General features: G+C 56.1%; 6 protein-coding genes. 5 read left to right on the top strand and 1 reads right to left on the bottom strand.

The features are described 5' to 3' along the window. Positions 1-113: 113 nt before the first annotated feature. The 3 genes from JT51_RS11455 (at position 114) to JT51_RS11445 (ending at position 4,329) form a co-directional block, all read left to right on the top strand. Entirely contained in the window at positions 114-824 is a 711-nt protein-coding gene (locus tag JT51_RS11455) for a GntR family transcriptional regulator (RefSeq protein ID WP_037314093.1), read from the top strand. A gap of 558 nt (positions 825-1,382) precedes the next feature. Further along, a complete protein-coding gene (locus JT51_RS11450) occupies positions 1,383-2,942 on the top strand; it encodes a class I adenylate-forming enzyme family protein (RefSeq protein ID WP_037312532.1) in 1,560 nt (519 codons plus the stop codon). Between the two features lie 127 nt (positions 2,943-3,069). Continuing rightward, a complete protein-coding gene (locus JT51_RS11445; RefSeq protein ID WP_235216168.1) occupies positions 3,070-4,329 on the top strand; it encodes a YbfB/YjiJ family MFS transporter in 1,260 nt (419 codons plus the stop codon). 90 nt (positions 4,330-4,419) lie between these two features. On the opposite strand, the gene JT51_RS11440 is transcribed toward JT51_RS11445, so the two are convergent. Next, a complete protein-coding gene (locus JT51_RS11440) occupies positions 4,420-6,516 on the bottom strand; it encodes a tetratricopeptide repeat-containing sulfotransferase family protein (protein ID WP_037312529.1) in 2,097 nt (698 codons plus the stop codon). 354 nt (positions 6,517-6,870) lie between these two features. On the opposite strand from JT51_RS11440, the gene JT51_RS11435 reads away from it, so the two are divergent. Continuing rightward, positions 6,871-11,322, top strand: coding sequence for a beta strand repeat-containing protein (locus tag JT51_RS11435; protein ID WP_037312526.1), 4,452 nt, complete (start codon positions 6,871-6,873; stop codon positions 11,320-11,322). 223 nt (positions 11,323-11,545) lie between these two features. Further along, positions 11,546-12,670 (top strand): MHYT domain-containing protein, encoded by a 1,125-nt coding sequence (locus JT51_RS11430; RefSeq protein WP_037312524.1) that lies wholly within the window; start codon positions 11,546-11,548, stop codon positions 12,668-12,670. Positions 12,671-12,749: the final 79 nt, after the last annotated feature.

Genomic DNA, 12,749 nt, shown 5'->3' with positions numbered 1-12,749 from the left:
TTTTTGTTGGCACAAAGATTGATATTGTCGACACAAACCCGATATATTGTCAGAAATTGACCGGGCCGCTAATAACGATTTTCAGGCCATTTCCATTGGTACGAAACGAGATGATGAACGAAGCTGAACCGAAGCTGGACACCTTGCACACCGATCCGAACGAGCAAATGATTGTCGACCGGATTTATTCTGCGGTCATGGAGCAGAAACTTGCGCCCAGAACCAAGCTGAGCGAACTGGCCCTATGTGAAACCTTCGGTGTCGGTCGTATGCGCGTGCGCCGCGCCCTGCTGTTGCTAAGCAGTCAGGGGATCGTCGATCTCCGCTCCAACCGTGGCGCGTACGTTGCCTGTCCCAGTGCCGATGAGGCCCGCGATGTATTTGTTGCCCGGCTGACAATCGAAACTGGAATTGTACGCGAACTGGCCCGTGGCATCAGAGACGACGGCATTCAGATCCTGCGCTCTCATGTTGAAAAAGAAGAGGTCGCCCGCCGAACTGACGACCGACCCGAAATAATTCGCCTTTCGGGCGCTTTTCATGTCGAACTGGCAAAGTGCCATGAAAATTCGGTATTGATCCGTGTCGTACGAGAACTGGTTACCCGAACCTCGCTGATCGTCGCGTTGTTTGGGACAAACCAAGCCTCAACTTGTCCGGATGATGAGCACGCTTCGATTATCGATGCCATCGTCAGCGGAGACCCGCAGTCAGCCGAAGACACCATCCGACATCATATCCTGCATGTTCAGAACGGTTTGGACCTTAATCAATCCCAAAAAGCTGAGCCGGATCTTGCAAAGATTTTGACCGGCCGAATGTGAAGTTTTGAAATTGTCGTCCCGCTTACGGTCGTTCGGTTCCCATGGTTGGAATTGGACGCAGGTGACATCGATGAATTTATCGTCGATGAGCATGGCGTCGTGCTGGACGAAAAACTCCCACTGAAACGGGACAAACAGGTTGTAAAACGGCTTTCGCGCAACGTTATGAAGCGTCTTGGGTTCATTCCAAGCGGATCATCACGGACAAACTGCGGCCCTATGGCGCCGCCTGCTCACCGCTGCTCCACCTTAACTATCCGTTACCATCGCCGCCAGATATTCGACGCTTGGATTGCCGCTACCCGAGCTGCTTGAAACCCGGGCATCGGGACTTCTGTGCAGGCTGGAAGTTCATGTGACAGCGCTGTTATTGGCACTGAGTGCAAGCGCAGAATATTCGTTCAACTATATTGGTATTTGGTCGGCCCTTAATTCGTAACCGCCGAATAAAATTGACGGGCATCTTCGGATGCAGTTGCATCGGAGTATCTGGAGTTCTTTTTAGTCCGGGCGGCGTATTGTAGTCTATAGACAGGCTTGGTTTTTGGGGGGAAATGCATGCCGGTATCCGGACCGCCGCTGGACGCACCAGCTGATCTGACGGACTTGTTTCGTAAGGGGTTGTCGGCCAATCCCAAGGCACCAGCGCTTTTCGCATTGGATGGAACCTGGACGTGGCAGGAGCTGGACGCCGCCTGTACGCGGCTGGCACGGCGGTATCTGAGCCTTGGGCTGATCCCGGGTGACCGGGTGGCGTCGATCATGCCGAACCGGACGGCACTTGTGATCCACTATCTGGCTTGTATGCGGGCCGGTCTGATCGCGATGCCGCTCAACTATCGCTACACGGCTGCGGATATTGACTATGCGTTGGGGCTGGCGACACCGGCGGCCTTGTTGATGCATAGCGAGAGGGCCAAGGATGTGGCCGAAGTTCCCGGCGTGGCGCGTTTGCCAGTGGGGGTGATTACCTACGCAGGCGAAGTGGACGGGGCGGTCCTCTTCGAGGATCTGTTGGACGGAGAAGGTGAAGGGGCGTTGCCGACGGTCAGGGCCGAGGCACCGGCGTTCATATTTTTCACCTCTGGGACCACGGGTAAGCCAAAGGGGGTGACGCATAGCCATGCCAGCATGGGGTATATGGTGGCGAGCAATGCGCAAGGGCTGGGGCTGGGGCCCGAGGACGTTGTGCTGCCAGCTTCGTGGATATCACATACTGCCGGGTTGCGGCTGACGTTTGCAGGGCTTTGGGCTGGCGCCAGAACGGATATAGCGCGGCGGTTTACGCCGGACGAACTGCTGGGTCTCTTGCGGCAGACACGACCAACGGTGGCGCAGATCTTGCCCGCACCATTGACGGCGCTGGTCACAGGGCACGGGGCGGTGCGCGAAGACTTTGGCTCTCTAAAGACGATGATGGCGGGTGGGGATAAGCCATCGCAAACGTTGGTCGATGCGTTCGGCGCGTTGGCTGGTGTGCCGATTGGGGCGTTTTACGGGATGACAGAAATGGGGACGTCACACTCCAACACACATGGGGACGCTGCGAAAGTTGGCGCTGTGGGATTGAACAATCCGGGCTATGCCTCGGCGTTGCGCGACAAGACCGGGGCAGAGGTGCCCATAGGGGTGGACGGCAGGCATTGGGTGAAAAGCCCGACCATGATGACGGGATATTGGAAGGACCCAGGGGAGACGGCGGCGGCGTTTCGGGATGGTTGGCTCGATACCGGTGATTTGATGCGACAGGATGAGGATGGCTATTTCTGGTTTCGGGGGCGGCGGAAACAGATCATTGTGCATGATGGCTCGAACATCAGCCCGGCAGAGGTGGAAGATGCGCTGACAGCGCACCCAGCCGTTGCGGCAGCTGTGGCGGTTGGCGTACGAGACGACATGCACGGAGAGGATGTTTGGGGGTTCGTGAGCTTGGTCGAGGGCTTGCCACCCGTGCGCGCCGGAGAGATCATCGACTTTGTGAGAGAGCGGATTGGCTACAAAGCGCCGGACGTGGTTCGAGTCTTAGGTACGCTACCCCTTACGATGGGCGGCAAGTTGGACCGGATGGCGTTGAAACAGATGGCCGCAGAAGAGAGCGGCGCCGCGCACGTGCTGTGACAGCGTAGACGAACAAGCCATAGTTGCGGGCTGCTGCCCTGAGTTCGGAAGCAACGGTTACGGGCAACGGAACTATGAACCTGGCTCCTTCAGCTTACTTTCTATGAAAGCCTGACTGTAAACGGCTATGGCGGATTTGCTGGGATTGCACGATCACAAACCTTGGGGCACGGTGATTGTACAACCTGGAAGGATATTCATGGCCTCGACAAAACCTACCAACCCCTGGCTCATATTGCTGGGCCTTGCGCTTGGGGTCAGCGTATCCAACGCCTTTGGTCGCTTTGCATACGGTCTTATTCTGCCATCAATGAAAAGTAGCCTCGGCTGGAGCCTCACTCAGTCGGGTTGGCTAAACACGGCCAATTCGATTGGCTACATCATGGGCTCAATCCTAACACTGTTACTGATCCGGCATTTTTCGCCGTCGCGGCTATTTGCTGGTGGTACAGTGGCGACCGCATTGTGCCTTTTGCTGACCGGGTTTGATGAGAGCCTCGTATTTCAAACCGCTTGTCGTACTTTGGTGGGATTGTTCGGTGCCCTTTCTTTTGTGTCCGGTGGCGTTCTGGCGGCATCGCTGTTCCAGAGTTGCGCCCGAAGAAATGCCTTGGCCATCGCCTTGTACTTTGGCGGCGGCGGTGGATTGGGCATCGCGCTATGTGGCGCAACCCTTCCGGCCATGCTGGACGTTTTCGGGCCGCAATCCTGGGATTGGGCGTGGATCGGGATTGGATTGGCAGCTCTGGCCATTTGCCCCTTTTCTATTTGGGCTTCCACAAGTTTGAGCGAAACAAAGCACGACGCCGCGCTTCCTTCTCTTCCTCCGGTGCGCAGGATGTTTGGCCAACTTGGCGGATACGCGCTGTTTGGAATGGGTTATATTGTATATGTCACGTTCATCTCTGTTTGGATGAAAGAACAACACTCTAGTGTCTTGTTGACCACCGCAACATGGATGGCCCTTGGGTTCAGTATTATGGCGTCTCCGTTTGTTTGGCGCGGAATACTGGCCCGCTTTGCATCCGGAACACCAATGGCGCTGATCCTGACCGGGGTCGCATTTGGTTCTGCCCTGCCGATCCTCGTTCCAAACGGCTATGGGTTGATCATGTCGGCATTTGTGTTTGGGTTGTCGGTCTTTATGCCACCCACTGCTGTCACCAGCTTTGTTCGCCAGAACGTCGACCAACAGGACTGGGGCGCAACCATAAGCTTTTTTACAGTGGTATTTGCCATCTCACAGGCTTTGGGTCCTATCGGGGCCGGCGTCATAGGGGACATAACCGGAGAAATAGGAGACAGCCTTATCGTGGCCTCTGCCGTCCTGCTGGTGGGCGCTCTTTGTGCCGTGACGCAAAAGCCGCTCAAGCTTGGGTTGGCGTAGCCCACGTTGGCAGAACCACTTGGAAATGTTGCATCAGCGTGCTGTGCCGACCGGACCATCCAGTCGTCTGTATGGGTTAGCCGCTTGAAATCAAAACGAGATACGGTTGTTCCCGATGGTTTCAATCAGAGGCTGCAGATGGTTTTCATATTTCCGCCATTTTGCTTTCGATGACGTATAAAGTGGCTGCCGCACCTGTTGCACGCTGGCTGTCCTGACCCGTCGCTGACCCGAATGGAACTCCAGACACGCAGGATTCCACTCCAGACCGCAGAAGTCGATCATACCCCGTGCAACCGTGTCTATGTCATCCACCAGTGCCTCATAGCGGATACTGTGGAACGCCCCGGCAGGCAGCGTGGTTTGCCAGTGGTTCATGACCCGGACATAATTGTTGAAATAGCGGCCCAGTTCGACCTGATCGTAGCTGTGCAACTGGCTGCGCTCGAACAGGCGGGTATAGCAGGACAGGCAGATATCCAATGGATCGCGCGAGATATGGATGATCCGCGCATTGGGCATCAGGCTATGGATCAAGCCGATCTGCTGAAAATTCGCGGGCATTTTATCGACCACATGTGCGGCATCCGGGGCATGACCGGACAGAACCTGAATGTAATCCTCGGCCCGGCGGCTTAACACGTCATCGGACATCGTGCGAAGGGCTTGCGGCACGTTCGATTGACCGTTGTCCAGCCGACCGAACAGGTTTTGCAGATCATTCAACTCTCCTGCGCCCACGACATCGGGATGCGCGTCCAGAATGGATTCGGTCAGCGTCGTACCGGAACGCGGCATGCCGAGGACAAAGATCGGCTTAGCACTGGTTATGGCCGAACCGCGCAATCGTTCGATCATGTCCGCGTCGAAGGTGGCAATCAGATCATCCGTCAGGCGGTCCGTATCTGCCGGATCATAAGACACCAGCGACCTTTTGATCCGCGCGCCTGTTTCGAACTGCGCGAATGCCTCATCATGGCGCTTCAGCTTTTCATAGCAATCGCCCAAAGCATAGTGAAAGGCGGTCGCCTTCTGCGGCAGCATGGATTTTGCCTCGGGCAAGGCTGCCTCGAGTGCCTGAAAAACCGGACTGTCTTTGGTAATCTTGTCCAGCCGGGCCAAGGCGATCTGGGCGCTTAGCGCATCATCGGCAGAATCCTCAGCCGTCTTGAAATGCGCGCGGGCCGTGTCGAAATCGCCCTGCTCCAGCGCCAGATGCCCCAGGGCAAGACGACTGGCGGTAAGGTCAGGCTTTAGATCCATTGCCTTTTGGTAAAGCGATTTCGCCGTCTCGACATCGCCAAGATGGGCTTTGATAATAGCCGTCTGATGGCACGCCGCCGCATTGTCAGGATCAAGCCGCAGGGCCTGTTCGGCTTCGATCAGAGCAAGCTTGGGATGGTTTTTTTCGAACAGGACCTGAGAAAGGCCCACAAAGTTTTCCGCTTTGTCCGCGTTCAGGGAAATCGCGTTACGAAACGCATTTTCGGCTTTGTCGAGATCATTTTCCAACATAAAGATCCGACCAAAATTGCGGTGCAGTTCGGCATCGCGCGGGGCGCGTTCCAGATGGGCCTGGGCCACGGTGCGGGCCTCGGCGATCCGCTCGGCTTCGATTAAAACCGAAATCAGATTGTTGGCTGTCTCGGATGATGCCGGATTGATCCGCAACGCCTGCCGATACCATGTGGCGGCCTGATCGCGGTCCGAATTGTCGCGCGCGATACTGCCCAGGTTGTTGAGCGCCCGGTCAAACTCTGGCGCCAACGCAAGGGCGCGTTCCTGCGCAGCCTGCGCCAATGCCAGATCCTTCAGGTCGTAATGCACCAACCCCAGATTGGAATGTGCCGCAGCGTGACCAGGTGCAAGCCGCACCGCGCGCTTGCCAATTTCGCGGGCCTGCTCCAATTGTCCTGCGCCGCGCAGAATTTCGGTGAAGTTGGTCAGAAAGTTCACATTCTCTGGTTGCAGCCGCACGGCCTGGCCAACGGCGTTCACGGCCGGATCGAACTGCCCTGTCTGAAAGGCGACGAGCCCAAGCATGTGGTGGGCATGCGCATGTTGTGGCGCCACGCGGACAATTTCTGAGAACAACCCGACCGCTTGTTTCAGCCGCCCGCCTTCGTAATGCGACATACCCTGCGCAAACGCGTCCTGTACCGAAATCTGCCGCTGCTGATCTGTCATGCAGTCCACCGTTGAAAGGGCTTGTTTTCTGGAACGAATACCAACGGAATTGCCGCAGGCCGAACCCGTGGTAGAGCATTCTGATTGCGCAGTCTATCCACTGGTGTTGTTAAAGCCATGTTAGTATCAAATCGATATATTGTGTGCTTTTCAAGCAATAGCACAATATATTTAGTCATAATGCCCAAACTCCACAATTGCGCCCGAATTCCTGCCTAGCTAACAAATTTGAAAAAAATACTAGTAAAATCCGCAGGGGGATTTCGGGATATGAGTGAATGCGCAGCAAAGCGCACACGTTGTCGTGTGGCGCGCGGGGGTCGTGTTGTTAAATGGAAGGGACAAGTGGCAAGCATGTCGCCGTCGCTGTTCCTTGCGTCGGTATCGGTTGCCGCATTGTCCGTGGGGGTCGCAACAGCCGAGGTTATCTCGGCACCGCAGAATACCCGGGCCGTCTTTGCCAACGATGAAGACAACACGATAACATCCACAGGGGCCGTTAATCTTACGACCAGCGGCGGTCCGGCGGTTGTCATTGAACCGGATTATTCAAGCACGTTCACCAACAATGGCACGATCACAGGCCCGGCCACGTCCAGCACGATTGGCATTGGGGTACTTGTTGACAGCGACCTCGAAGTTACCGGGCAGATTGTGAACAATGGAACGATTGCGATCAACGTTGATGCGTCCACTTTCGCCATCGGGGCGGGGCTGGTGTTTGACGGCCGCATCGCAGGTGCTTTTGAAAACAACGGCACGATCACGGTAAACACGTCTTCGACGTCAAGTGGCAGGGCGGTCGCTATCGGGGCTGTTTTTGACAGCGTCGTGGACGCGACGTCCAGTGTTCGCAACACCGGAATGATTACTACGTCGGCCTCGGCCGCGTCGTCCAGCTTTGCCAGTGCCATCGGGATGTTGTTCGATCTGGATGTCAATACAGACATCACGAACAGCGGAACGATCCGGGCAACCGCCAGAAACGGGTCTTCGATCACGGCCTTTGGCATTCTTGTCGAGGGAGCGCTGACCGGAAACCTCAACAATTCCGGAACAATTCAGGCCACCGCGACGGATAATGCAACATCTGCCGAAGCGATCGGCGTCCGGATCGAAGGGCAGGTGACGGGGATTATCGACAACTCCGGTACTGTTTCCGTCAACGCAAATGCCTTCACAACGGCCGAGGCCTGGGCATATCATCTAGAGGATGGCCTGGTTGGTGATTTTTCGAACAACGGAACACTGACCGCAACCGCAAGCGCGGAATCTGGTCTGGCTGATGCCGCAGGCGTATTTATTGAGAACGGCGTCACCGGCAATTTGTCGAACGGCGGTTCGATCATCGCGACTGCGACATCTTCAAACAGCGAAGACGCCAGCGCAACCGCGGCAGGATTCTATATCCGTGGTGGAATGACTGGCGACGTCACCAACTCAGGCACCATCGACGTGACGGCGCTGTCGACGAAAGATGATGCGGAAGCAAATGGCGTGTTTGTCGGCGGTACCTTGAACGGAAACATCCTGAATTCGGGTGGCATGAATATCCGTGCGGAAGGTGCATCCTCAGCGACGGCAATCGGCTATTATGTCACGGGCGGCCTGAATGGAAATTTCACCAACACAGGTTCAATCGACGTCGTCGGGATAGATGTCACGGACGATGAGGCCGAAGCCTTTGCCCTGTATGTTTCAGGCGACATGACCGGAAACATCACCAATACCGGCACCGTAAACGTGCGGGGCGAAGGGTATTCTTCCGCCACTGTTGCCGGGTTTTATGTCAACGATGGGTTAACGGGCAACTTCGTCAATTCCGGCTCAATTACCGCGTTTGCATCAGATCAAACGGAATCAGCTGAGGCGTATGGCCTTTATGTGTCCGACGTTTTGGATGGTACCGTTCAAAACAGCGGAACCATCAACGTACAGTCTGTCGCCCAGGAATCCGATGCTTATGCCTATGGAATCTATGCGTCCAACGGTGTTACCGAAGCATTCACCAACACCGGCACAATTGCTGCGCAAGCCACCGCAATTGAGGATGATGCTTCTGCTATCGGGTTTTATTCTGGTGATCAGATGTCAGAGGACATCGTAAACACCGGAAGCATATCCGCCACTGCAATTGGTGCAGATTCAGCGACCGCACGAGGCATCGAAGTAGACGGTTCTTTCGACGGGTTGTTCATCAATTCAGGGGTTATCAGCGCCAGCAGCAGCGTCACTTCTTCTTCTACGCCATCCGGCCCTCGGGGTCCGTCGCGGCCGCCGTTCCTGACCAGCCCTCAGGCCGCCGGTGTCCATATCGATGGCACCGTCACGGGTGATATGGTTACTACGGGTGCAATCAACGCAGTGGCCTCGGCCGAAGACAATGTTACCGCCGCAGGGGTTTATGTAGACGGAGATCTGAACGGAACCTTCGTCAATTCAGGCTCTGTTTCAGTTTCGGCCAATTCGACGGACGGCGAAGCACAGGCCTATGGGCTGTACGTCGACGGTGCCATGATCGGCGACATTCGTAACAGCGGCAACGTCAGCATCAATGCAGTTGGTGTATCTTCGGCGACTGCGGTTGCGTTTGAAGTGGATGGTGGCCTGACCGGGAGCTTTGTTAACACCGGATCAATAACCGTTCGTTCAAGCGATCAGGTTGACGACGAAGTCGATGCCTATGGGCTGAGCGTCAGCAGCGGGATGGCCGGCAACATTGTCAATACCGGTGTGGTTGACGTTCGCGGCGATGGGTATTCGTCTGCAACCGTTGCTGGTTTCTACATCTCCGGTGGGCTGACAGGGGATTTCTCAAATTCCGGCTCGATCATCGCTGTTGCAACAGATCAGACCGACGAAGCCGAGGCCTATGGCCTGTATGTCAGCCGTGGAATGACCGGAAACATCGTGAACTCGGGCTCGATCACCGCCAGTGGCGATGGGTCTACCGAAGCGACGGTGGCTGGCATTTACATCTCTGGTGGTCTGACCGGCGATGTTTCGAATTCCGGTTCGATCACGGTAAGCGCCACGGACAAAACCAGTTCAGCCGAAGCCTATGGTATCTATGTCAGCAGCGGTCTGACTGGCAATGTCAGAAACAGCGGATCGATCACCGTGACCTCGGAAGGACGCACCAGTGCTTATGCCACCGCATATGGTATTTACGCCAGGGGCGGGTATGATGGTGATCTTTCCAATTCGGGTGTCATCACCACGACGTCTGTTTCAACCACCGAAGAAGCCGATGCGCGCGGGATCTATCTGCGCAGTGGTGTGGACGGCAGCGTATTGAACGGCAATACGGTCACTGCCTCGGCAACGGGCGCAACCGAGGCCGATGCATATGCCATCTATTTGACCGGCGTTGTTTCTGCGAATGTCACAAACAGCGGCACGCTGACAGCAACGGCAGCGATCGCAAACGGAACATCCAATGCCAAGGCCACTGCGGCTGGCGTTTGGGCCGAGGACATGCAGGGCACGTTTTCGAACACCGGGGTGATCACGGCGTCTGCCACAGGTGGGGCACCATCGAACGCTTACGGCCTGTATTTCGAAAACTTCGACGGTGTGATTACAGATGTTGGTCAGATTTCGGCGACGTCCGACAATGGGGACGCCTATGCCATCTTTTTGGGCACCGGAGCAGGTACGCTGAATGTTGACAGTCAGGACACCGTTTCCGGCCTGATCCGCGTACAGGATCACAACGTGAATCTGGATGCCAACGGTGGCAGCGCGGTGTTTAACTTTGAAGATGCCGCACCCGGTGTTGGAGACTTTGTCACCACCGTTTCAAGCCCGAACTCAGCATGGTTCGTGCAGGACGAGAACGGGGACGCGCCGATCTATACGGTCGTCGATAGCGCAGGATTTGCCGTGTCAGGGGATGTGGTTGCCTTTTATGGCGACCTGGTCGGAAGCTCGGGTGGCGCACTAAGCTTTGGGGCGCAGGATCAGGTCACGCGATCCGGCACATTTGACGCGGCGCGAGGCATCACTTTCAATGCTTTCCGCCCCTTCGTGCAGATCGATGCTTCTGCCCGGCGGTTCGAGACTGCGCCAGGTTCCGATACCGATGTGACGGTCTTCAACGGCAGTGCGGGCTATTCTGGCCAACTGGAAAACGGTCTTGCACTTGCCCTGGGGCTGGGCGTGTTCAGAGCCGACGGCGACAACGCCGCAGACTTTGATACGGACGGGTTCTATCTGGATGCAGCTTTGGGTCGTCAGTTTGGGGCTTACACGTTCGAGGCCGGTCTGGGTTATGGCTGGTTGTCGACGGACAGCACCCGTGAAATCACAGGCAGCGCGGATGCACAGGCCGACTATGACAGCACCTTGCTGACTGCCTATGTCGGGGTTGAACGGACCTTTGAGGTCAGCGACACGGTCAACATGCTTGGTTTTACTGACGTTCGGTACACGCGCCAGGAAAACGATGGCTACACTGAAACCGGCTCTATCGCGAACGCCACAGTCGCAGATACCACGACCGAAGTTATCGAAGCCCGTCTGGGGGTCGAAGCCGAGATGTCCGTTGGCACTGGTGGCCTTGTGGTCGGACAGCTGAGCGGCGTATTGCGGCGTGATCTTGGGGACAACGATACAGATGTCACCGTGTTCTCTTCTACGCAAAACGTGACCTTTGCATCCACCGATTTCACCGGCGCAAGCGTGCTGCTGGGCTATGAGCATGAGGTTCAGCAAGGCATCCAGTTGGAAGTCACGGCCGAGCAGGAAATCGGTGATGACGCGCAAGGCCCGTTCTTTCAGGCCGGGCTGAGGTGGTCCTTCTAAGGACCGGCTTCCTCACAAAGTGAGGTAAAACCAAAACGATGGTGCCGGGGTCATTGGGTTGATCCCGGTTGCCGCAATTTTGGCATACATGCCGTCTGCGGCGTGCCGTACAAAGGGCTAGCAGGTATGTTGTGTCGGTCCTCACCACGTTGACAGTGAAATGGCCAAGATGACTGGCCAGCAATGTTTGCAAAGTGACTAAGACTTGGTCATCTTGCAGTCCATGGAATTCCTGAACGTCAACCATAGCAGTTTTCTGGTCGCGATGTCCTGCCTGGTCGCGCTTGTTGCCGGGTTTACCGGTCTTTCGCTGACCAGGGATTTGTCGGAAAAGCCGCTGTTTCAGAAAAAAGCATCCATCGCGCTTGCGGCGGTCGCCCTGGGCGGCGGCATCTGGGCAATGCATTTTGTTGCGATGCTGGGGCTGAAACTGCCTATTCTGTTTTACTATGACGCTGCGATTACGCTTGTCTCGGCTCTGTCAGCTATCTTGATTGTCGGTGCCGCGCTGATCTTGCTGCACTTTGCAGAACGTACGCCAAAAATCATTGCGGCTGCCGGTGGCATCGTGGGCGTGGGTATTCTGGTCATGCACTACATTGGCATGGCCGGTCTGGAGCTTTGTAGCGCCGTTTACACAACGTCGGGCGTTGTGCTGTCCTCCATCGTTGCGATCGGCCTGTGCGTACTGGCCTTCGGAATCGCCTATGGGCAACGGACCAATCGCAACATCCTGCTGGGGACGATATGTTTTGCGGCGGCCGTATGCTCTGTTCATTTTCTGGCGATGGCGGGAACCAACTTTGTGTCAGAACCGAACACCTCTGATTTCGGACCATCCATGAGCAACGAGACCCTTGCCCTGGGAGTGATCTTTTTCAGCTTTGTGATTTTCGGGGCCTGCTTGTGGGTAAGTGTGACCTATCTCATCTCCCCGGATCAGGGGAAAACTGAAGAAACCGAGCGACAAGAGACAGAGACCGTCCAGATTGTCGGTGGGCTGCAAATCCCATGTGAGCGGGATGGCGGCAAAATCTTTATTCGGTCAGAAGATGTCTCATTCGTGCGGGCGGATGGGCATTATACGCAGGTCTACACCAACAACGAACGTCTGTTTTGCGCCTGGCCGGTCACGGAAGCCCTGGATCGGTTGTTGCCGGTCGGCTTCCTGCAAACGCACCGCAGCTATCTGGTCAACCCCGCCCGCGTCTCGCGTTTTGAACGCACCAAAGACAAGGGGCGATGTATCTTTGATGGGTCCGATTTGCCCCCCGCACCTGTGAGCCGCTCGAAGCTAAAGGCGATTCAAGATGCGCTTGCGTCGCAGGCCAGCGCAATTCGTGCTTAATCACGCGCATTTCGTGCAAAACACCCGTGTTTCATTGATTTTCTAGTGCCGCCGTATGCGGTCGCATGCACTCATCCTC

The organism is Ruegeria halocynthiae, from assembly GCF_000743705.1.
Classification (GTDB): Bacteria; Pseudomonadota; Alphaproteobacteria; order Rhodobacterales; family Rhodobacteraceae; genus Ruegeria; species Ruegeria halocynthiae_B.
This window is presented reverse-complemented; position numbering and strand designations above follow the sequence as displayed.

Excerpts from the sequence above, each read along its gene's own strand:
- JT51_RS11445 (WP_235216168.1), top strand. The coding sequence starts at position 3,070 with ATGGCGGATTTGCTGGGATTGCACGATCACAAACCTTGGGGCACGGTG.
- JT51_RS11455 (WP_037314093.1), top strand. The coding sequence starts at position 114 with ATGAACGAAGCTGAACCGAAGCTGGACACCTTGCACACCGATCCGAAC.
- JT51_RS11450 (WP_037312532.1), top strand. The coding sequence starts at position 1,383 with ATGCCGGTATCCGGACCGCCGCTGGACGCACCAGCTGATCTGACGGAC.
- JT51_RS11440 (WP_037312529.1), bottom strand. The coding sequence starts at position 6,516 with ATGACAGATCAGCAGCGGCAGATTTCGGTACAGGACGCGTTTGCGCAG.
- JT51_RS11435 (WP_037312526.1), top strand. The coding sequence starts at position 6,871 with ATGTCGCCGTCGCTGTTCCTTGCGTCGGTATCGGTTGCCGCATTGTCC.
- JT51_RS11430 (WP_037312524.1), top strand. The coding sequence starts at position 11,546 with ATGGAATTCCTGAACGTCAACCATAGCAGTTTTCTGGTCGCGATGTCC.